Source organism: Mycobacterium ahvazicum (assembly GCF_900176255.2).
In the GTDB taxonomy this organism is placed as follows: Bacteria; Actinomycetota; Actinomycetes; order Mycobacteriales; family Mycobacteriaceae; genus Mycobacterium; species Mycobacterium ahvazicum.
Genome location: NZ_FXEG02000003.1, coordinates 1,169,001 through 1,190,364 on the forward strand (window position 1 = coordinate 1,169,001; position 21,364 = coordinate 1,190,364).

Consider the following 21,364-nt stretch of genomic DNA (forward strand, 5'->3'; position numbering starts at 1 on the left):
CCTGCACAGTAGTAGGGGCGCACCGATTGCTCGGTACGCCCCTACTACTCGAAATCTGTCAGGCCCAGCTGGACCCGACGGCGCTGTCGGTGCTGGCCATGTTGTTGCCCGCGGTCTGCACCTTCTGCCCGTGCCGGTTGGCTTGCTCGTAGATGACCTGGAAGTTGCGACCCAACTGGGTGATGAACTCCTGGCACGCCACCGAACCGGCGCTCAACCGGCCCACGGAGAATGCGGTACAACGCGGCCGCTTCGTGGCGCTTCGAAACGAGGTTCGGCGTCGCCGCCCCATTCGTTCCAATGCCCCCATTCCTTCTTTTCACTCATGCCGTCGGCCGCCGCCTCTGTATCGGGCCCGTCGGTCGCCTTGCCAGCGGCATCGGAGCGCTCCGCGCGCTCCGGTGCCCAATGGTCATAGTCGTCCGGCGGAACGGCCACGCCCCAGCTGAGCGGAACCGTCAAGCGACCGAGCATGCCTGACTCACCCCGAACTGCCGCGACCGAATCGTCCGGCAGAGGTGAACCAAGAGGCAAAAGCATGATGCCCCCTTCCACACCCGAAACTCTGTTAACACAGACCCCAACGGCGCACAAATCGCCGCAAGTATTTTTCATACTAAAGCAAAGCTAAGGACAATTGTCGGAAATTTACGGTTCTTGTCGACGTTAATCATCAAAATTCAGCCACCCGCCAACCTGGGAGCGCGGTCGGCTCGAGCCGCTCGGTCGCGGCATCGCCGGATGCGACCGTGCGGGGTAGCACGCCACACCCGGCAGGCCGGCTGGCCCGAGCGCGAAAACCGTTGCTCGACAGGGATTTTGCGGGGAGGCGACCCGCCCGTTCGTGGCAACGGCCGCCGCAGGACCCCGGCGCGGCAACCACTTGTCCGGGCCCGCCGGACTCGGGCACCGGACCAGCGCCCGACGGGGAGGGTGCTTGCGGTACGTGTCTTCTGGCGAACATTGCGTGGGCCGGAATCATTCGCCGTCGCAAACCGTACCTAATAGTTTGATTAAGCGGGTAACCGATGAATAGAAGTTGGCTGCATCTCGAGAAATTTGCGACACACACGATTCATTCGTATGACCGCCCCGGCAATTGCGCCCGGCCACGCTCCGGCCCCCCTTCACGCGCCCTTTCTAGGCACCACCTTCGGCCGGGACTGCACCACGTGGGTCGCGCTGGTTCCGGCCTTGCCCACCATTTCGGCCGGTTTGTCACGATCCGCGGCCACCCGCGCCGGCATCGGCATGCCGCTGGTCGATCCGACCGGCTCTGCCACGGTGCCGGACGCTCCCGCACCCGCCATCGCGGAGGTGGCGATCGGGGCGGGCGTCGAACCCTGCCAGACCGGGGGCACCGATATCGCGCCCACCAGCCGCGCCCTGCCCAGACTGGCCGAGATGGACGAGCCCCAGCTCCCGTCGCCGCTCATCATTCTCATCGCCGGTGCGGTCGAACCGACGGTCTGCGACGCACCCGTGGCCGCCATGTTCGTCGCACCGGCCAGCGACGTCACCGGCGCGGTGCCCTGCGCCAGCGCCATCATCGGAGGCAACGTGGTCGCGGGATACATCCCGATTTGGGCTGCCGACATCAACGACGAAACCGGCGTCGAGGTGACGATCGACCCCACCTGGGTCAACGCGGACTGAATCGCGGTCACCGCCGACGAGAAACCCGGACCGAATATCTGACCGCCCACCGACGACAACGCCCCGGCGAATTGCGACGCCAGCGTGCTCAGCGGCGTCGTGAACAGGCCGGCCAGGCTCGACGGTGCCGACGTGATCGACGGCAACGCCGCCATGACGGATTGCGCCCCGGCGTGATACCCGAACATCGCCATCACGTCCTGAAGCCACATCTCCATGTATTCGAACTCGGTGGCCGCGATCGCCGCCGTGTTCTGGCCCAGGATGTTCGTCGCGATCAACACCATCAGCTGGATGCGGTTCGCTGCGATCGCCGCGGGAGGCACCGTCGCGGCGAATGCCGACTCGTACGACGTCGCCGCCACCCGGGCCTGCACGGCCGACATCGAGGCGTGCGCCGCCGCGGTGTGCAACCACTGCAGATACGGTGCTGCCGCCTGCGTCATCGATTCCGACGAGGGACCCGTCCACTGCCCATTGGACGCCAGGCCCGAGACGACGGAGTCGAAGGACGACGCCGACGCCCACATGTCGGCGGCCAGGCCATCCCAGGCAGCGGCCGCAGCCAACAGCGGCCCTGAGCCTGCACCTCCGTACATCAGGGCCGAGTTGATCTCCGGCGGCAAAAACGCGAAATTCAGAACCATCTACTACCTCGACACGACCAGCCGTTTCAACGGCCTTTCAACTGCACCCCGACAGTCACCAGCGACTGGACACTGCGTATAAGACACTGCGTATAAGACTAAGGCCGGATCGTAGGGCAGCACTACACCCAAATGGCCCGGTTTGCCGAAATAGCCGATCAACGGCCCGCTAGGCGCCCTTGAGTCGAACCGCCAGGTAGTCGGCGACAGCATCCAGTGACACCCGCTCCTGCGTCATGGCGTCGCGTTCGCGCACGGTGACGGCGTTGTCCTCCAAGGAGTCGAAATCCACTGTCACACAGAACGGCGTGCCGACCTCGTCCTGGCGCCGGTAGCGGCGCCCGATCGCACCCGCATCGTCGAAGTCGATGTTCCAAGACTTCCGCAATTCGGCGGCCAGGTCCCGCGCCTTGGGGCTCAGGTCGGCGTGCCGGGACAGCGGCAGCACCGCCGCCTTGACCGGGGCCAGCCGGTGGTCCAGGCGAAGCACGGTGCGCTTGTCCACGCCGCCCTTGGCGTTGGGGGCCTCGTCCTCGGCATAGGCATCGATCAAAAACGCCATGAACGACCGGGTCAGGCCGGCCGCGGGTTCAATCACGTACGGCGTGTACCGGGTGTCGCTGGCCTGATCATAGAAGGACAGGTCGGCACCGGAATGCTTTGCGTGCGTTGACAAGTCGAAATCAGTCCGGTTGGCGACGCCCTCCAGCTCACCCCACGGGTTGCCCTGGAATCCGAACTTGTACTCGATGTCGACGGTGCGGTCGGAATAGTGCGACAGCTTGTCTTTGGGGTGTTCGTACAAGCGCAGGTTCTCGGGGTTGATGCCGAGGTCGGTGTACCACTGGTGCCGGGTGTCGATCCAGTACTGGTGCCACTCCTTTGCGGTCGACGGCTCGACGAAGAACTCCATCTCCATCTGCTCGAACTCGCGGGTGCGGAAGATGAAGTTTCCCGGGGTGATCTCGTTGCGAAAACTCTTGCCGATCTGCCCGATGCCGAACGGCGGCTTGCGCCGCGCCGTCGTCACCACGTTGGCGAAGTTGATGAAGATCCCCTGCGCGGTCTCGGGCCGCAGGTAGTGCAGCCCTTCCTCGGTCTCGATCGGGCCGAGGTAGGTCTTGAGCATCATGTTGAATTCGCGCGGCTCGGTCCATTGACCCGGCTCGCCGGTCTCGGGGTCGCGGATGTCTGCCAGTCCGTTGGGCGGCGGATGCCCGTGTTTGGCCTCGTAGGCCTCGATCAGATGGTCGGCGCGGTAGCGCTTGTGCGTGATCAGCGACTCCACCAGCGGGTCGTGGAACACCTCGACGTGGCCGGAGGCCACCCAGACCTGGCGCGGCAGGATGATCGACGAGTCGAGTCCCACGACGTCGTCGCGGCCGGTGACCACGGCGCGCCACCACTGCCGCTTGATGTTCTCCTTGAGCTCCACACCCAGCGGCCCGTAGTCCCACGCCGACTTGGTGCCGCCGTAGATCTCCCCCGAGGGATAGACGAATCCACGCCGTTTGGCCAGGTTGACGACGGTGTCGATGACGGACGCCACGGGGTGGTCCACTCCCTTTCGGATAACTGAGGAGGCGAGGCGACGAATCGTCGCCCGCGAAACACCAGCAATCGTATCGACCGGGCCGCGGTCTTTGACATGCGTCATCATGCATGTGACAGTGGAAGTCGTTCTCTATAGTGGGCACTCCACATACCCGGCACTTTCGAGGAGATGACGCTCGCATGGTGATGCCCTCCTCATCGCCGACCGCCGCCAACGGCTCATCGTCGGATCTGGTCGCCCACCGGCACGGCGAGGCGAGCGCCGGCGAGCATGCTCCCTTCGCCGAATATCCCGAGCCGCCGTCGCGAGAAATCCTGGATGCCGCCGGTGAGCTGCTGCGGGCCCTGGCCGCACCGGTGCGGATCGCCATCGTGCTGCAACTCCGCGAATCCCAGCGCTGCGTGCACGAGCTGGTCGACGCGCTGAGCGTGCCACAACCGCTGGTCAGCCAGCATTTGAAGATTCTCAAGGCGGCGGGAGTGGTTGCCGGGGAGCGGTCCGGCCGCGAGGTGCTGTACCGACTGGCCGACCACCACTTGGCGCACATCGTCGTCGACGCCGTCGCCCACGCCAGCGAGGACACGCCATGACCGGGCCGAGCGTCCGTTCCACCCGTCAGCGGGCGGCGATCTCCACGCTGCTGGAAACGCTGGACGAATTCCGCTCGGCCCAGGAGCTGCACGACGAGCTGCGCCGCCGCGGCGAGAACATCGGGCTGACCACGGTCTACCGGACGCTGCAGTCGATGGCGTCGGCGGGAATGGTCGACACGCTGCGCACCGACACCGGCGAGTCCGTCTACCGGCGCTGCTCGGAGCACCATCACCACCATCTGGTGTGCCGCCACTGCGGGTCCACCATCGAGGTGGGCGACCACGAGGTCGAGGAATGGGCGTCACAGGTTGCCGCCAAGCATGGCTACTCCGAGGTCAGCCACACCATCGAGATCTTCGGGACCTGCTCGGACTGCGGCCGCTAGGGCCCGCTAGCCCTGCCGAATGTGCGGCTGGCCGCACACTCGGCGAGAACTCAGGCCGTCAGGACGCGCCGCATCTGCGCGCCCGAGTCGAGCACCAACAGGATCAGGGTGCGCAGGGCGTCGTCGGCCAGGCCCGCGCCGGGAAAGTTGTAGCGCAGCATCACGTCCGCGGTCTTGGCCGCGCCCTCGCCGGAATTGCGCTGCGCGGCCTTGTCGCTGACCTTCTCGACCACGGTCACATTGCCGAAGTTGCTGTTGTGCGCCTGCTTGGCGACCTGATCGCCGAGTTTCTTGGTCAGCGGCAGATCCCACGCCACCACCTGGGTCAGCGACACCAGGTCGAGCCCCTCGGCGATGTTCACCACCCGCAGCGACGCGAAGGTGCCGTCATGGTGCACCGTCAGCCCGCCGTCGGGTTCGTTCTCGACCGTCAGCACGTCGCGCAGAATCGATCCGAGCCGCTCTTGTAGAGATGGCATCAGGCGCTCCCAAACCGTCGATTGCGGTCCGCGTATTCCTCGCAGGCCGCCCACAGGTCGCGACGGTCGTAATCGGGCCACAGCTTGTCCTGAAAAATGTATTCGGCGTAGGCCGCCTGCCACAGCATGAAGTTGCTGGACCGTTGCTCCCCGGAGGTCCGCAAAAACAGATCCACGTCGGGGATGTCGGGCCGCTGCAGGTGATGGGCCACCGTCGCCTCGGTGATGCGCTCGGGGTTCAGCCGGCCGGCAGCCGCCAAGCGTGCGATTTCCTTTGCGGACGCCGCGATTTCGGCGCGGCCGCCATAGTTGACGCAGTAATTGACGGTGATGACGTCGTTGCCTTTCGTCATCTCCTCGGCGACCGCCAATTCATTGATCACGCTGCGCCACAAGCGGGGCCGCGAGCCCACCCAGCGGATCTTGACCCCGATCGCCTGCAGGCTCACCCGGCGCATGCGCACCACGTCGCGGTTGAAGCCCATCAGGAAGCGGACCTCCTCGGGAGAACGCTTCCAGTTCTCGGTGGAGAAGGCGTACAGGCTGAGCCACTTGATCCCGATTTCGATTGCGCCGCAGACGACGTCGATGACGACGGCCTCCCCCGCCTTGTGGCCGTCGGTGCGGCTCAGGCCTTGTTGGGTGGCCCAGCGGCCGTTGCCGTCCATCACGATCGCCACGTGGTTGGGCAGTCGATCCGCCGGGATCCGCGGAGCGACCGCCTTCGAAATGTGCTGCGGCGGCCGGCTCGGTCCGCCGTCGGGAGACGGCGGCAACTCGGGGAACACCACCGGCCACGTCGACCTGTCGGGAAAAGTCGGATAGTCCTCGGGTGCGGCGGGCAGTTGCGGGAAGGCCCGGTTTGTCACGTCCGCCCCACTGGCCTCGGCTGGGGCTGGACGGTCCTTTGCCCGCCTCCGCGCGACAAAAATCGGCGTCCGGCGGTTGTCGCTCGGAGGCGGGCAAAGCACATGTCGACCGGCGGAGGGGCGGATGTGACGGATGTGACGGATGTGTTCACGGCCCGGTTAGCCATCCGATTAGCCACAGGCCTCATCCTGCCCGAGCAGCGCGGCGCGCTGCTCGGCGATGGTGCCGGTACCCCCGGCTTGCGGGGGACGGTCTGCCCGATAATTGCGCTCCACCAGCGGCAACGTCTTGAGCTGGCGTTCCAGATGCCATTGCAGGTGGGCGGCCACCAATCCGCCGACATGGCTGCGGTGGGATTGCGGCGTCGCCTCGGCGGCCTCCCAATGGCCATCGTGCAGCGCGGACATCAGTTCCAGCACGCCCAGCGGCGGTGTCGTCGAGCCCGCGGGACGGCAGTGTGGGCAGACGCTGCCCCCAGCGGCGATGTGGAATGCCCGATGCGGACCGGGTGTGGCGCAGCGGGCACACTCGGTCAGCGCCGGCGCCCAGCCGGCGATGCCCATGGCCCGCAGCAGGTAGGCGTCCAGGAGCAGGTCACGGGGGCGGCGTCCGTCGGCCACCGCCCGCAGCGCGCCCACGGTGAGCCGGTGCAGCGCCGGGGCGGGCGCGCGCTCCTCGCCGGCGAGGCGCTCGGCGGTTTCCAGCATCGCGCACCCGCAGGTGTACCGGCCGTAGTCGCTGACGATGTCGGTGGCGAACGCGTCGATGGAAACGACCTGGGTGACGATGTCCAGATTGCGGCCGGGATGCAACTGCACGTCGATGTGCGCGAACGGCTCCAGCCGCGCGCCGAATTTGCTGCGGGTGCGGCGCACCCCCTTAGCCACCGCACGGACCAACCCGTGATCATGGGTCAGCAGGGTCACGATTCGGTCTGCTTCGCCGAGCTTGTGCTGGCGCAGCACTACCGCTCGGTCTCGATACAGCCGCATATCAATAGTTTTGCACCCCGCCGCGACATCGCGGGGATCCGCGCCGATAGTCTCGTACCCCGTGATTGGCGCTCCTGGACCCGGTTCTGGGTCCGTTTCCGGGTCCCGCGGCACGCGCCTGCCCACACTCACTGACCTGCTGTATCAGCTGAACAGCCGTGCGGTGACCTCCGACACATTGGTGCGGCGTTCGCTGCATGCGATCGATGTCAGCCAGTCCACGCTGAACGCGTTCCGGGTGGTCCTGACGGAGTCCGCGCTGGCCGACGCGGCCGAGGCCGACCGGCGACGAGCCGCCGGCGAAACGGCGCCGTTGCTGGGCGTCCCGATCGCGGTGAAGGACGACGTCGATGTTGCCGGCGTGCCCACCGCCTTCGGCACCGACGGCCATGTGCGCCCCGCCACCCAGGACTCCGAGGTGGTGCGCCGCCTCAAGGCCGCCGGAGCGGTGATCGTCGGCAAGACCAACACCTGCGAGCTGGGGCAGTGGCCGTTCACCAGCGGGCCGGGATTCGGGCACACCCGCAATCCGTGGTCACGGCGGCACACCCCGGGCGGCTCGTCCGGCGGTAGCGCCGCCGCGGTGGCCGCCGGCCTGGTCACCGCGGCGATCGGCTCCGACGGTGCCGGCAGCATCCGCATCCCGGCAGCGTGGACGCATCTGGTCGGCATCAAACCGCAGCGCGGCCGCATCTCGACCTGGCCGCTACCGGAGTCGTTCAACGGGATCACGGTCAACGGCGTGCTTGCCCGCACGGTCGCCGACGCGGCACTGGTTCTCGACGCGGCGTCGGGCAATGTCGAGGGTGACCGGCACAAGCCGCCGCCGCTGCGGGCGTCCGACTATGTCAGCATCGCCCCGGGTCCGCTGAACATCGCGCTGTCAACCCGGTTCGCGTACACCTTCTTTCGGGCCAAGCTGCATCCGGAGATACTGGCCGCGACCCGAGTAGTGGGCAAGCAGCTGCAATTGCTCGGCCACACGGTTGTGAACGGTAACCCGGACTACGGCGTGCGGTTGGGATGGGATTTTCTGGCCAGATCGACTGCGGGACTGAGGGAATGGGAGGAGCGGTTGGGCGACGGCGTCGTGCTGGACCCTCGCACCCTGTCCAACCTGCGGATGGGCCATGTGTTGGGACAGGCGATCCTGCGCAACGCGCGGGTGCACGAAGCCGCGCTGCAACGGCGGGTGGGCTCGATTTTCGACATCGTCGACGTGGTGGTGGCCCCGACGACCGCGCAGCCACCGCCCCTGGCCCGATCCTTTGACCGGCTCAGTGGCTTGGGCACCGACCGGGCCATGATCAAGGCGTGCCCGGCGACCTGGCCGTGGAATGTGTTGGGCTGGCCGTCGATCAACGTGCCGGCCGGGTTCACCTCGGACGGCTTGCCGATCGGTGTGCAGTTGATGGGCCCGGCGAACAGCGAGGGCGTGCTGATCTCGCTGGCCGCCGAGTTGGAGGCTGTCTGCGGCTGGGCCGCCAAGCAGCCGAAGGTGTGGTGGGAGCACGACCACTTCCGTCCACACGATTAAAGCCATACCGTTAAAGCTCAGGCGCCCAACGGATTTCCAGTTTCTAGCGGCTGATCGGTATCGACTTTCCTTCGCAGCGACGACCAAGTCATAGACGCCCGGTCACCAGTGCCAACTTTGCTTGCGTCATGCGCACCGGCTACCCGCGGCCGGCATGCGCAAACGGTCTCTATGGGTACCTGGATAACCGCGTTTGGCGGCCAATGCCCCGGGTACCCGGCTGCGCACACCAGCCGTGCCGACACTCCAGGAGGCAATCAATGTTCATGCACAACAAAGATCTTCAGTTCGAAGTACGGGTCACCGAACCCGACCCGCGGTTCGCATCGCTGCTCATGGAGCAATTCGGCGGCGCCAACGGCGAACTCACCGCAGCGCTGCAGTACTTCACCCAGGCGTTCGTGCTGCGCCAAAAGAATCCCAAGATGTACGACCTTTTCATGGACATCGCCACCGAGGAGCTCAGCCATCTCGAGATGGTCGGATCGATGATCACCATGTTGCTCGATGGACTCAGCGACGATCTCAAGATCGCGAATCAACGGTGCGACTGGATGCCGGCCGTCGCCAGTACGAACGGGCGCGACAACATCATTCATCAGGTCGCCGTCAACCCGATGTTCCTCGTGCTCAGCGGCGGTGGACCCGACGTCAAAGACTCCGGGGGCAACAACTGGACCGGGGCATTCATCGATGCCAACGGCGATCCCACCGTCGACCTGCGCAACAACGTCGCCGCCGAGTCCCGGGCCAAAGTCGTCTACGAGTACCTCAAGCAGTTCACCGATGATCCGGGCGTGCAGGAGACCCTGACGTTCTTGATGACGCGTGAAGTGGCGCATTATCAGCAATTCACCGCTGCGCTCAACGAACTTCCGGTCAACTTCCCGCCGGGGCAGTTGGCGGGCGATCCCCGTTTCCAAAATGTGGCGTTCAACATGTCCGACGGCGGCGGCGAATCGATCCGTGGGCCGTGGAACGAGGGGCAGGGTCCGTGGCCGCAAGGCATGGAATGGGACTACGTGGAAAAGCCGGAAAAGCAATGGCTGGGCGGACAGGCGCGACAAAACAAGGGAGCCGAACAGAACCCTGAGGGCTCGCCGGCGGTCGAGGCCGAAAAGCCGTTCACGCACGAACAGCACTCGCCCACAACCTGATCGGGTAACAGCGAAGACTGGGCATCGGATGCTCCGATGCCCAGTCTTCGTATTGCCTAGTGGGCTTGTGGGTCCGGCGGGTTGTCTTGGCTGCGGCCGGTGACCGCATCGCGCACGTGGTCTATCACCGCCGCGCCCACTCCCATCGTCATCTGCACCGCAGCGTTCGGCGGAGTGTCGGGGTGCGGCCTGGTGGGGGCGATTTTCTTTGCCGCTTCCAGCTTTTCGCCGATCTTCTCCAGCTCCTCGCGACTCATTACCTGTTCGACCTGGGGCCACACCACCTCTTGCTCGTAGGCGATGTGTTCGCGGCCCGCTTCGACGAATTGCTGCAATGCTTCGTGGTAATCCGGCTCGCCGGGCTTGCCGTCTTCTAGCCGCTGGAGCAGCTTCTTGCCGGTCTGCTCCTGTTCGATTGCCTTGTCGGCGAACGCATCACCGAGCGCCTCGCGTACCGCGGGCCAGAAGAACTGCTCTTCGATCGCTTCGTGCTGCGACTCGGCGATGATCAGGTTGTTCACCGTGGTTTCCAGGCCGCTGGCTTCGGCGCCGGAGCCCGACGGGGCACCATCGAGCGTCTCGAACAATCCGAGCACGCTTTTGTGGTCTTGGCGGAGAAAAGTTAACGCATCCATGTCTTGCCTTCCGATTGAGGCCGTATCGGTCGGTCAGTGGTACCCGGCGCATGGATGTTGAAACGATTGCGCAGACGACGATGCCCTCCCACCGGGAGTGGGAGGGCATCGTCTTTCAGCGGCCAAGGAGTTGCTTGTCGATGGTGCCGGCCGCCAGCTCGTCGGTGCTGGCGTAGGCGGCGGCGGCCGTGCCCAGCTTGGCGGCGAGGTCCTGGCAGACACTTTGCATCGCCTCGACCGCGCAACGGCGCGCGGCCTCGACACGAGTCAGCGCGATATTGGAGGGCTCGCTGCCCACCCCGTGGGTAAGCCAGACGGCGGAGCTGATCCCCTCGGTCACCTCGGCCGCCGATCCGATCTTCGCGGATGTTTGCTTCTCAACTGTGGCCAGCTGGTCGAGGTAGTTCGGCGTGACGACTAAATCGGACATGGCGTGTTCTCCTTTTCAAGCATGTATTGGGTTGTTTGACAAGAACTTTGACTGCACGTGGACTTTACCCGGCACGTCGTACGGTGGCCTCGGGTGCGGCGAACGCGATGGGTGCGCGCTCGGTGCCCTGGGCACCCGGTGCCGCTACGCCGTCGTCGACGTCGTCGGCAAACCCGTCGTCCTCGGCAAGACCCGCCTTCTGGCCCGTTCGGGGCACGGGGTAAATCGGCCGCGGCCCCGCAGTCTGACTGAGTTGTGCGGCTTTGCCAGGCATTTGGGCGATTGGCGCCAAGGTAGGCGCGCCCGATGATGACGTGGCCGCAGCCGCCTCATCGCGCGCGTCCAACACGCCCCGTCGCTGCGAGGTTTCACCCGCGCCGGCGGGGGTGCTTTGCTTCGTCGAAGCATCCGGGCGTGCCGGCGTGGCGAGTTCGACCGCGCTGAACACATCAGTCATCTGCCTCGAGACCTCGCCGAAGTCGGGCGTGGTGGACTTCAGCGCGGTGGCCACGTGCGACTCGGCAGACGTGGGACCCGTTGGAACCGGAGCCAGCTTTTGGTATTTGGAGATTATTTCGTTGGCCTTACCCGCGTTGTCTTGCGAGTAGCGCAACAGCGTGAAAACGAAGGAGCTGGCAGCAGCGATCCCCAAGACGGCAACGGTGGTCGCGAATGTTTCGGCGAGGGCGAGGCCGGCCGGCGCAGGCACCGCTATCTTCAGGGCCACCTCAATGCCAAATGCCGCCATCAGGAGATCCTTCAATATGCCGAAGGCCAACCGCATATGGGTGACCCACTCGGCCTGATTCTTGGTGATGTCGGCAAGCTGACGGTCCAGCTCAGCCATCCCTTGCGCAAGAGTCCTCAGTGCCGTCACCTGTTGGGCATAGGCCTGGGACGCATCGCCCTGCCAGTCGTCATCCGGGAGCGCCGACATCAGCTGGTCCGAGATTTCGATGAGCTGTTGAGATCCTGCCGCGAAATCCCCGCCGTCGCAGGGCGGCCCGAATCCGGTCATCAGCTCCACGACGTCGACGACGGTGAGCGTCTTGAGGATGAGACTGGTGCTGTCCTTCATCCCCTTGTTCATCTCTTCCAGCTCTTCGGGAGACATGTTCCGGGACAGTCGATATTGCTGAACCATCTTGTAGCCGACGAGGCCGCCCGACAGTGCGTCGGCGCTCATGCTGGTCACACTCGACGCAATGTATTCGCCGCCGTAACTCGCGCTACCTGAGCCATTGAATTGGGCGCCTATGCCGCCCAGATTGGCGATCAGCCTTGCGGCATCTACGAATACGTTCATCTGCGTTTCCTTGCTCTCGATGCGTTTGGTGCGGTTCGGCGATGAACCGGGCCGGTGGCTTTCCGACCGTTGACTGAATTCTCGGCGATGGCCCTTGACAGATTCTTGGAAGGAATTCCAGAATTACGCCGCCTCGACGAGGGTGTCGTCTAGGCGCGCGGCGAGGTGATTCCAGTAGAGCCAGTCGGCGACGGTGTTGCGCTGGGCGACCGGATCCACCGTGGTGTGCGCCCGGTTCAGGAGTACCTCCCGGGTGTGCACGGCGTAAGACCGCATCGCCCGCAGATGTGCGGCTTGGCGGCCGGCAAGCTGGCTGGCCAGAGGCTGCATCACCGCGATCCACAGCGTGGCTCGTCGATCGGCCGGCCGGTCGCCGGCCGGTGCCGGCGATACCAATTCGAGCAGGTCCCGATCCGGGGTCGCCGCCAATCGATGAGCCGCTTGCGGGTCCACTACTTCGAGCCGGGTGCGCCCCACCATCGCGCCGCTGTCCGGGATGTCATCGGCGCTCAGGACGACCTTGGCCGCGCCGGGATCGCAATCGGCCAACTGCTTCTCGGTTCCGATAACCGCCCTCAGCTCACTGCCGCGATGTCTCGCCCAGGCCTGCACGGCCAGCACCGGATAGGTGGCCCAGCGCGCCCGCTCGCCGGTCGGTATCGCCTCGTCGGCGCTTGCCATGTGCACGTTTTCGGGCAGCTGCACGCCGTCGGGGATGTAGGCCAGGCCGTAGCTGTTGGCCACCACGATTTCGCCGTCAGTGGTCAGCGCGGTCAGCCAGAAGAAGCCGATATCCCCCGTGCTGCCGGCGACCGGCGCGTTCAAAGCGGCCGCGACCTGACGCGCCAACCGCAGCCGGCCAGACCCCACGCCACGGGCCGCGTTGCCCACCGTCGCATCGGCAATGGCATCACGAGAGGCCCGCGCCAAAGAGATCGGAACAAGTTGCGCTGCAACGGTATCCGGCGCCCTACGAGGCTCGGCTGATTCCCGGCGCGAAGCGGCCCGGTGCCGAGGTGCCGTCGTGCCAGCCGCGGCCGGGCGTACCGCGGACTTGTCCGCGCGGGTCTGTCCGATTAGAGGACGCGAACCCGAGCCCTGACCGGCGCCGGCCGTGGCCGATGTCATGGGCATGCCCGGCAGAGCGGCAGCCTCTTCGGCCTGCGTCGTTGACCGGTCGCCCGACGACGGTCGAACCGATACCACGCCCTTGCTCCGGACACCCCCATGCGAAAGCAGCGGTGTTGCCGAGCTTTTCGCGACGGCCGGTCCCCCACCCGAAGTCCACGGCATCGCGGCCACGGGGCGTCCAGCAGCCGCCGGCGTTACCGGGGCCGGGGCCGGCGACGAAACCGATGTCAGTCCCGGCAACGAAGGCAGCTGAGGGGTCGGTCGCTGGCCCACTTCTGGCACCGACGGCGACAGCGTTGCCGGCGTAAGGCCGGCGGGCGCGCACGAAGCCGGCCGATCGGGAGCGTCCGCCGGGGAATCGTGGTCGGCGGGCGCTAATGCCTGCTGGCTGAGCAGGTTCCGCGGTGCACTAGCCGGGAGCGCTCCCTGCTTGATTGCCCGAATCTGCTCGGCGGTGTCGCTCACCACGCTGACATTGCCGGCCAGCGTCGCACTCACCAGCGCCCCGATCGCGCCACTTCGCTCGGCGGCCTCGAGGCGGACGTCGTTCTCCAGTTCGTTGATCCTCCGGTGAGCGAGCTCCACGTTGTCGCCGATTTCGGCCTTGGCCCGGACGACCGACCCCGCGATATCCCGATGCCAGGCAATCACTCTCGCCAAATGACGCTGCAGCGTGGCCAGCTCGTCGATACGTATTGCCAGCTCGTCGCCGGCGGTGCCGGCCGACGCGCCCTTCCAGACACCGGTTTCGAAGATCGAAATCTGCTCGTGCCGGCAGGCTTCCAGGACTCCGGTGATGTCCGACATTACCCGCGTGTACTGCCGAGCCCGGTCATACAAGGCGTCCTCATCGACCTGGGGCCACCCGTTGGGTGCCAGCATCTGCTCGGCGTACTGACCCGTCGGCCGCACGATGCTCACGGCTTCTGACCTTTCTGGTCGGTAGCGCTCTTCGGCGCCGGGAGTCGCCCGATGATCCCCTCGGTCCACGCGCGGTTCTCGGTGTAGATCGCGTCGTCGTCGCGTTGCACGCGCTTGCCCTTGCCGGCACCCCGATCGCCCGGGGCGCCCAGTGGCGCCGCGCCCATGCCGCCGCCCGTCGCACCGCCCCCGCTGCGGCCGGGAGCCGCGAAGCCGGCGCCCTCGGTACCCTTCGCCGCGGCACCCGGCGACGCCGTGCCGTAGTGCGGATCCTGCAACGGGGTCGACGGCATTCCGAGCCCGCCGAGGCCGATCGACGCCGGCTTGAGCCCCGGCGCACCCGCTTTCGGCAGGCCCGCAACCTTGGTGTTGTTGATCCCCGCCAAGGCGGGGCTGGGCTGCGGCGGCGCCTTTGGGGTGCTGCCCATCGGCAGACTCGGGATGCTGGGGACGCTGGGTACCCCGGCCGGCGCATCGCCGGGTGAGCCGTCCGGATACAGTGACCCGCCGCCGTCGGGCAGGTCGTCGTCCGACGGCGGCTGGATTCCGGTGGCCGCCGGCGGTGTCGCAGGGTTGATCGGAGCCAGCGGCAGGTTCGCCTTCTGCTGGTATTGCGCGATGAGTTCGTCCGACTTTTCCTGGGCTTTCTGGAAAAACTCGATGTAGGACTGCTTGTATGCGGCCTGGGTGGGGTCGTCCCAAATCCGTTCCCAGGTTTGTTCGCAACGCAGAATTTCCGCGTAGTCGAGGACGTAGTCTCCGCCGGCAGGATTGAGATCGGGAAATACGATGTGCGCACCGCGCATCCAGCGATGCGCGGCCACGACGGTGTGGGCCTGAGTGACCAACTGGTTGCACAATTCCGCCATCCCGGTCAGCCACGATCGCTGTTGATCGAAGTTCGCCTCGACGGCCGCGCACGCCGTGCCCGACCATTCGGTGAACGGCCGGAAGCGAACGACGGCCTGCAGCAGCGCAACACGATGGGCCGCCCACGCATCCGCGAAGGCGAGAAATGCGGCACCTTGGTCGGGTTGCTCCAAGTCGAACGCCCGTTGTTTGACCGTCTGAAACTCGTTCGGCAACGGGTCGGCCGCCAGGCGCGTGTCCTTCAGCGAGGCCCGGTCCACCACCTGAGCGGCGTGCTGCACCGGCCGGTTCGACACGGAGGTTCCGTTGTGCAGAGCCTGCGCGGCGCCCTCGTCCGCGTCCTCGTACGCCTCGGCCGCGTTGCGCAGTGACTCCGCCAGATTTGCCCGCTCTTTTTCGCCCACCGCCAAATAGATCCGCATGTTGTTGGCGGACAAGACAAGTTGTTCGGCGGCCGCGACGATCGGCGCAAGGTTGCACGGCGCCTGCAGCGCTTGCAATTCCGACGGCAGACCCGGGATCGGCTGCTCCAGCTCGGCGGCCCGGGCCAGAAGTTCTTGCTTCTCGACGTTGACCGCCAACGGTTGCGTCATCGCCAGCGACCCTCCTTCTACCGTGATCGGCTTCGGTGCGTTCCGAATTCGCCGGTCCGCGTCGACCGTTAGAGAAACCTTCTGGGAAAGCCCTCAAAGGATTCTTGGAACGGATGCAGCCATCACTCAGCGTCGTCTGTGACCACGACGCGATTTAGCTAGAAGCCCAGTCGCCCAAGCTGTTTGGGGTCGCTCTGCCAGTTCTTGGCAACCTTCACCCGCAGGTCGAGATATACCTTGGTGCCCAGCAGCTTCTCGATTTGCCCGCGCGCCGCCGTGCCCACTTCGCGCAGCCGGGCCCCGCCTTTGCCGATGATGATGCCCTTCTGGCTGTCCCGCTCGACATAGAGCAGCGCGTGCACGTCGATCAGGTCGTCGCGGTCCTCGCGCGGGTTGACCTCGTCGATTACCACGGCCAGCGAATGCGGAAGCTCGTCGCGGACGCCTTCGAGCGCGGCCTCGCGAATCAGCTCGGCCATCAGGATCTCTTCGGGCTCGTCGGTCAGCTCGCCGTCGGGGTAGTACGCCGGGCCGGGGGGCAACGCGGCGGCCAGCACATCGATCAGCACGTCGACCTGGGTGCCGGCCACCGCTGACACCGGAACGATTTCGGCCGCACCGTCGACGAGTTCACTGACCGCGAGGAGCTGGGCCGCCACCCGGTCCTTGGGCACCTTGTCGATTTTGGTGACGATCACGACGAGGGTGGTCTTCGGAGCGACCGAACGAATCTGGTCGAGGATCCAGCGGTCTCCGGGTCCGATGGCCTCGTCGGCCGGGATGCACAATCCGATCACGTCGACTTCGGTGTAGGTGTCCCGCACCAATTCGTTGAGCCGCTTGCCCAGCAGCGTGCGCGGCCGGTGCAGGCCCGGGGTGTCGACCAGGATGATCTGAAAGTTCTCCCGGTGCACAATGCCGCGGATCGTGTGGCGGGTGGTCTGCGGGCGCTTCGAGGTGATCGCCACCTTGGTGCCGACCAGAGCGTTCGTCAGCGTCGACTTGCCGGTGTTCGGCCGGCCCACCAAACATACGAAGCCCGAACGGAATTCGCTCATAGCGGGTCGCCGGCGCGATCGGTGAGGATGATCGCCGCGGTCGGGCTGAGCTCGCGCACCGCGGCGATGCCGGCGTCGTCGGCCGACCCCGCCACCAGCACGGCGGCCTGCAGGCCCGTCGCCCCGCTGGATACGGCCGCGGCCACCGCGGCCTGCAGTCCGGTGAGCCGCAGCGCCGACAACTCCACGGGCGCAGCCGCATACGTGCGGCCGTCGACGTCGCGCACCGAGGCCGCGCTGCCGGCCTGCGCCCGGGCCATCGCCGACCGGGCCAGCACTACCAGCTCGACGTCCTCGGAGTCGAGTTGCTCAGCCATGATGCGCGCCCTCGAGCTCGTGGTCCTCCGACTCGGCCGGGCTCAGCAGCACGGTGCCGATCCGCACCCGCCCGCGATGGTCGGGCCCACCCTCGGCCCGCAGCCGCAGGCCGTGCGAGACCACCTCGGCTCCGGGCAGCGGAACCCGGCCCAGCTCCAGTGCCAGCAGCCCGCCCACCGTGTCGACGTCGAGATCGTCGTCGAATTCGATGTCGTAGAGTTCGCCGACATCTTCGATCGGCAGCCGCGAAGACACCCGAAAGTGCTTGTCACCCAAGTCTTCTATCGGCGCGACCTCGGCCTCGTCGTATTCGTCGGCGATCTCACCGACGATCTCCTCCAGCACGTCTTCGATGCTGACCAGACCGGCGATCGCGCCGTACTCGTCGACGAGCAGCGCCATGTGGTTGCGGTCGCGCTGCATTTCGCGCAACAGCGCATCCAGCGGCTTGGAGTCGGGCACGAAGACGGCCGGGCGCATCACCTGCGCCACCTTGATGTCGCGACCACCGTCAGGAGCCAAGAACGTCTGCTCGACAAGGTCTTTCAGATAGACCACGCCGACGATGTCATCGACGTTCTCGCCGATCACCGGAATCCGCGAATGTCCGCTGCGCACCGCCAAATTGGTCGCCTGGCTGGCGAATTTGTCACTCTCGATCCAGATCATCTCGGTGCGGGGCACCATCACCTCACGCGCCGGGGTGTCGCCGAGTTCGAACACCGACTCGATCATCCGGCGCTCGTCGGCGGCGACGACGCCGCGCTGCTGAGCCAGGTCGACGACTTCGCGCAACTCGATCTCGGACGCGAACGGCCCGTTTCGCAGGCCGCGGCCGGGGGTGAGCGCGTTACCGATGACCACCAGCAGGCGGCTGACCGGCATCAGCAGCGACGAAATGACCTGCAGCGGAATGGCCAACGCCAGTGAGATCGTGTACGCGTGCTGACGCCCGAGCGTGCGCGGGCCCACTCCGATCACGATGAAGCTGGTCAGCACCATGATGGTGGCGGCGCCGGACACCGCCCAGTTCAGGCCGAAGTTGTCGTACAGAAAGACCACCAGCAGTACGGTCGCGGTGACCTCGCACGTGATGCGTAGCAGCACCACCAGGTTGATGTAGCGCGGCCGGTCGGCCATCACCTTCGACAACGATCGTGCGCCGGGCCGCTCGTCGCGCACCAGCTCGGCCACCCGGGCCACCGACACCGTGCTGATGGCCCCGTCGATCGCCGCGAAGACCGCACCAAGAATTATCAACGCGAGCGCACCGAGGAGCTGAGATATCCCGGTCAACGGTGCTAATGCCTTGGCTCGGTCGCGGACTCTTTCTTGGCCTCGTCACTCTTGGCTCGACGGTTGAGCAAACCGGCGATCAGCACGACCGCCAGCACCAGCAGCCCGTACCGCACCGCCCACGGCCACCAGGGTTGGGACGGCGCAGCGGGCATGGCCGGTTGGGTCTGGTCCCCGTGCACGGCCAGCGTCACCAGGAAGTCGCCGTTGTCGGTCGGCCCGAAGCCCGGCAGTGACTGGGTCTTGCTGACCCTGATCTGCACGCCGCTGCTGGGATCGGTCACCTGGCCCCAGGCCACGGTGGTGTCGTCGAGCAGGAAGCTGTCCTGGCTGCCCGCGGGCTGACTTTCGTCGCGACCCAGCACCGCCACCTGGCCGACCTGCACGATCTGGTTGTCGGCGGGGACTTCGGCCAGGACGGTCTGGTACAGCGTCGGGGGCGCCGGCGCGGCGTACTCCGGCGGCGGCGGACCCTGCGAGTTGGGCGGCGGCACGAAGGCTCCGCCGTAGAAGCTGCCCGCGACCAGATAGCTTTCGCCGACCGCGGTGAACGGGACCAGGCCCGCGATGCCGGCATCCAGCACGATCCGGCCACCGGCCGGCAGGTACGCGTCCCGGGACGCGCCGTCGTAGGTGTAGCGGAAGGTCATCGCCTGGCTGAGCGGGTTGTACAGGGTCGGGCGGTGATCCTCGTCGTAGTCGACGAAGTCCCAGTGCCGGGGCCGGACCAGCACCTTGTTGTCGGCCCTGATCTGCTCGATGTTTTCGCTGTGGTTGGTGATGACGTTCTGTACCTGCTGATTGAAGTCCGTCGAGGTCGGCGGTTTCGGCGGGTCGGCGGGATTAAGGCGCGCCACCGGTGCGGCCTTGGCCGCCGCGATCGCCTGCGGCGGTGCATCCAGCTTCTTCGGCGGTGCCACCACCCCGACGTTGCGGGGCGCACCCGGGGCCGGCGGATTGATCTTCGGGGTCTGCACCGGCGTCGCCGCCGGACGCGTGGGACTCGGCGGCAGGGGCAACGGCGGCGGCTCCGGGATGTACACCGGGGTGCTCGTCGGTGCCGGGGCCGGCCGCGGCGCCGGGGCGTTACACACGTTCGCGGTGTGATAGGCCTCGACATAGAACATGCAGTGCTGGCAGGACACGGGGTTTGCCCCCTCGCCGGCGCACGGCGACGCCGCCGCCACGCCGGGCATGCTCACCAGCACCACCGAGGGTGCGAAGGCTATCGCGGCCGAAACCGCGATCCAGAGTGCTCGCTTCAAAAGGCTCAATTGTCGAAATACCTTGACTTGTCCAGCAACCGGCGGTCGCGCTCGTCCTGCCGGTCGTAGTGGTACGCCTCGACCTGGTCGGCTACCCACTCTTCGAGAAGCCGCCCCTGCAGGGCGAACATCTCCTTCTCTTCGTCGTGCTCGGCGTGGTCGTAGCCGAGCAGGTGCAGCACGCCGTGAATCGTCAACAGCGCCAACTCTTGTCCGAGGCTATGGCCCGCCGCCGCTGCCTGCTCGGCGGCGAATTCCGGGCACAGCACGATGTCGCCCAGCATCGACGGCCCCGGCTCGGGCGCGTCCGGACGGCCACCAGGCTCGAGCTCGTCCATCGGGAAACTCATCACGTCGGTCGGGCCGGGCAGGTCCATCCAGCGCATGTGCAGGTCGGCCATCGCCGCGGTGTCCAGCAGCACCATCGACAGTTCAGCGCCCGGATTGACATCCATTTTGGCGATGACGAAGCGCGCGACGCTGACCAACTCCGCTTCGGAGATGTCGATGCCGGACTCGTTGGACACTTCGATCGTCATGGCCTGCTCACCGAACCATCATCGGCGATTTCGGGTTCCGGATGCCCGCCGAGCCGCCCGATTCATGCCCGAGTCGGGTTCCTCAAACCTCGCGTAGGCGTCGACGATCTCCGAAACGAGCCGATGACGCACCACATCCACGCTGGTCAGCTCGGCGATGTAGATGTCGTCGACATCATCGAGGATGTCGACGGCCGACCGCAGGCCGGACCGGGCGCCGCCCGGCAGGTCGACCTGGGTCATGTCCCCGGTCACGACGATCTTGGACCCGAAGCCAAGCCGCGTGAGGAACATCTTCATCTGTTCGGCGGTGGTGTTCTGCGCCTCGTCCAGAACGATGAACGCGGAGTTGAGCGTCCGTCCACGCATGTAGGCCAGCGGCGCCACCTCGATGACCCCGGCCGACATCAGCTTCGGAATCAGCTCGGGGTCCATCATGTCGTACAGCGCGTCATACAACGGTCGCAGGTACGGATCGATCTTCTCGCTCAGCGTGCCCGGCAAAAAACCCAGACGCTCACCGGCTTCCACCGCGGGCCGGGTCAATATGATCCGGCTGACCTGCTTCGACTGCAGCGCGTGGACCGCCTTGGCCATGGCCAGGTAGGTCTTGCCGGTACCGGCCGGGCCGACCCCGAACACGATCGTGTGGGCATCGATGGCGTCGACATACCGCTTCTGGTTCAGCGTCTTGGGCCGGATGGTCTTGCCGCGGCGCGCCAGGATGTCGAGGGTGAGCACCTCGGCGGGTGACGCGTCGCCGGTGCCGACCAGCATCGCGACACTGTGGCGCACCACCTCCGGGGTCAGCGATTGGCCGCCGGCCACGATCGCGATCAGCTCGGAGAGGGCGCGCTCGGCCAGCGCGACGTCGGCCGGTTCACCCGAGATGGTGACGGCGTTGCCGCGAACATGCAGGTCGGCGGCCAGGATGCGTTCGAGGGCGCGCAGATTCTCGTCCGACGAACCCAGCAAGCCCACGACGAGATCAGGAGGGATGTCGATGCTGCTGCGAACCTGAGCGTCGGCCTGCAGGGCCCTAGCTGCGTCAGCAGCGTTGGTCTCGCGTGGCGTCACGTGGTTTCCGGTGCCTGCCTTCTCGGCTCGTCAGGGTTTGATCGGATGTCTCA

Annotated in this window: 21 protein-coding genes and 1 pseudogene; 4 read left to right on the plus strand and 18 right to left on the minus strand. The window is 66.3% G+C overall.

The features are described from left to right. Window positions 1-58: 58 nt before the first annotated feature. The 4 genes and pseudogenes from MAAFP003_RS18185 to MAAFP003_RS18200 form a co-directional block, all read right to left on the minus strand. Window positions 59-211, minus strand: a pseudogene (locus MAAFP003_RS18185) (type VII secretion protein EsxI); the annotation flags it as partial. Window positions 212-213: 2 nt separating this feature from the next. After that, entirely contained in the window at window positions 214-540 is a 327-nt protein-coding gene (locus MAAFP003_RS18190; protein WP_423790923.1) for a hypothetical protein, read from the minus strand. Between the two features lie 587 nt (window positions 541-1,127). After that, a complete protein-coding gene (locus MAAFP003_RS18195) occupies window positions 1,128-2,303 on the minus strand; it encodes a PPE family protein (protein WP_096289095.1) in 1,176 nt (391 codons plus the stop codon). 169 nt (window positions 2,304-2,472) lie between these two features. Further along, window positions 2,473-3,864, minus strand: a complete 1,392-nt coding sequence (locus MAAFP003_RS18200) for a glycine--tRNA ligase (protein ID WP_096289097.1) — start codon at window positions 3,862-3,864, stop codon at window positions 2,473-2,475. Between the two features lie 173 nt (window positions 3,865-4,037). On the opposite strand from MAAFP003_RS18200, the gene MAAFP003_RS18205 reads away from it, so the two are divergent. Both MAAFP003_RS18205 and MAAFP003_RS18210 read left to right on the plus strand, forming a co-directional pair. Beyond that, the gene (locus tag MAAFP003_RS18205; RefSeq protein ID WP_096289099.1) at window positions 4,038-4,448 is read left to right on the plus strand and encodes an ArsR/SmtB family transcription factor; all 411 of its coding nucleotides are present in this window, start codon (window positions 4,038-4,040) and stop codon (window positions 4,446-4,448) included. Next, entirely contained in the window at window positions 4,445-4,837 is a 393-nt protein-coding gene (locus tag MAAFP003_RS18210; RefSeq protein WP_090603893.1) for a Fur family transcriptional regulator, read from the plus strand. Before MAAFP003_RS18205 ends, MAAFP003_RS18210 begins: the two co-directional genes overlap by 4 nt. 50 nt (window positions 4,838-4,887) lie before the next feature. On the opposite strand, the gene MAAFP003_RS18215 is transcribed toward MAAFP003_RS18210, so the two are convergent. The 3 genes from MAAFP003_RS18215 to recO all read right to left on the minus strand — a co-directional run bounded on the left by MAAFP003_RS18215 (window position 4,888) and on the right by recO (window position 7,178). Beyond that, window positions 4,888-5,316: a hypothetical protein gene (locus tag MAAFP003_RS18215; RefSeq protein WP_096289101.1), complete on the minus strand. Its 429-nt coding sequence runs from the start codon at window positions 5,314-5,316 to the stop codon at window positions 4,888-4,890. After that, window positions 5,316-6,185: a decaprenyl diphosphate synthase gene (locus tag MAAFP003_RS18220; protein ID WP_096289103.1), complete on the minus strand. Its 870-nt coding sequence runs from the start codon at window positions 6,183-6,185 to the stop codon at window positions 5,316-5,318. Before MAAFP003_RS18220 ends, MAAFP003_RS18215 begins: the two co-directional genes overlap by 1 nt. Before the next feature lie 171 nt (window positions 6,186-6,356). Beyond that, window positions 6,357-7,178: a DNA repair protein RecO gene (gene recO / locus MAAFP003_RS18225; protein ID WP_096289105.1), complete on the minus strand. Its 822-nt coding sequence runs from the start codon at window positions 7,176-7,178 to the stop codon at window positions 6,357-6,359. 61 nt (window positions 7,179-7,239) lie between these two features. Here recO and MAAFP003_RS18230 point away from each other — a divergent pair, with 61 nt between their 5' ends. Further along, window positions 7,240-8,715: an amidase gene (locus MAAFP003_RS18230; protein WP_096289107.1), complete on the plus strand. Its 1,476-nt coding sequence runs from the start codon at window positions 7,240-7,242 to the stop codon at window positions 8,713-8,715. Window positions 8,716-8,975: 260 nt separating this feature from the next. Continuing rightward, window positions 8,976-9,872, plus strand: coding sequence for a manganese catalase family protein (locus MAAFP003_RS18235; protein WP_096289109.1), 897 nt, complete (start codon window positions 8,976-8,978; stop codon window positions 9,870-9,872). Window positions 9,873-9,928: 56 nt separating this feature from the next. Here MAAFP003_RS18235 and MAAFP003_RS18240 read toward each other — a convergent pair whose 3' ends face one another. The 11 genes from MAAFP003_RS18240 to MAAFP003_RS18290 form a co-directional block, all read right to left on the minus strand. Next, window positions 9,929-10,507: a hemerythrin domain-containing protein gene (locus MAAFP003_RS18240; RefSeq protein ID WP_096289111.1), complete on the minus strand. Its 579-nt coding sequence runs from the start codon at window positions 10,505-10,507 to the stop codon at window positions 9,929-9,931. A 115-nt stretch (window positions 10,508-10,622) separates the two neighbouring features. Further along, window positions 10,623-10,937 carry a type VII secretion target gene (locus MAAFP003_RS18245; protein ID WP_096289113.1) on the minus strand — a complete coding sequence of 105 codons (315 nt, stop codon included), beginning with the start codon at window positions 10,935-10,937 and terminating at the stop codon, window positions 10,623-10,625. 64 nt (window positions 10,938-11,001) lie between these two features. Next, window positions 11,002-12,243, minus strand: coding sequence for an EspA/EspE family type VII secretion system effector (locus tag MAAFP003_RS18250; RefSeq protein ID WP_096289115.1), 1,242 nt, complete (start codon window positions 12,241-12,243; stop codon window positions 11,002-11,004). A gap of 123 nt (window positions 12,244-12,366) precedes the next feature. Then, a complete protein-coding gene (locus tag MAAFP003_RS18255; protein WP_096289117.1) occupies window positions 12,367-14,295 on the minus strand; it encodes a secretion protein EspK in 1,929 nt (642 codons plus the stop codon). Next, on the minus strand, window positions 14,292-15,758 hold the full coding sequence (gene espB, locus MAAFP003_RS18260; protein ID WP_096289119.1) for an EspB family ESX-1 secretion system-associated protein: 1,467 nt from the start codon (window positions 15,756-15,758) through the stop codon (window positions 14,292-14,294). Before espB ends, MAAFP003_RS18255 begins: the two co-directional genes overlap by 4 nt. Window positions 15,759-15,916: 158 nt before the next feature. Beyond that, entirely contained in the window at window positions 15,917-16,816 is a 900-nt protein-coding gene (gene era, locus MAAFP003_RS18265) for a GTPase Era (protein ID WP_096289121.1), read from the minus strand. Beyond that, on the minus strand, window positions 16,813-17,133 hold the full coding sequence (locus tag MAAFP003_RS18270; RefSeq protein ID WP_096289123.1) for a cytidine deaminase: 321 nt from the start codon (window positions 17,131-17,133) through the stop codon (window positions 16,813-16,815). Before MAAFP003_RS18270 ends, era begins: the two co-directional genes overlap by 4 nt. Further along, window positions 17,126-18,430, minus strand: a complete 1,305-nt coding sequence (locus tag MAAFP003_RS18275; RefSeq protein WP_096289125.1) for a hemolysin family protein — start codon at window positions 18,428-18,430, stop codon at window positions 17,126-17,128. Before MAAFP003_RS18275 ends, MAAFP003_RS18270 begins: the two co-directional genes overlap by 8 nt. Window positions 18,431-18,435: 5 nt before the next feature. Beyond that, window positions 18,436-19,626: a hypothetical protein gene (locus MAAFP003_RS18280; RefSeq protein WP_243394155.1), complete on the minus strand. Its 1,191-nt coding sequence runs from the start codon at window positions 19,624-19,626 to the stop codon at window positions 18,436-18,438. 74 nt (window positions 19,627-19,700) lie between these two features. Beyond that, window positions 19,701-20,234: an rRNA maturation RNase YbeY gene (gene ybeY / locus MAAFP003_RS18285; RefSeq protein WP_096289128.1), complete on the minus strand. Its 534-nt coding sequence runs from the start codon at window positions 20,232-20,234 to the stop codon at window positions 19,701-19,703. An 18-nt stretch (window positions 20,235-20,252) separates the two neighbouring features. Then, window positions 20,253-21,311, minus strand: a complete 1,059-nt coding sequence (locus MAAFP003_RS18290) for a PhoH family protein (protein WP_096289130.1) — start codon at window positions 21,309-21,311, stop codon at window positions 20,253-20,255. Between the last annotated feature and the right edge of the window lie 53 nt (window positions 21,312-21,364).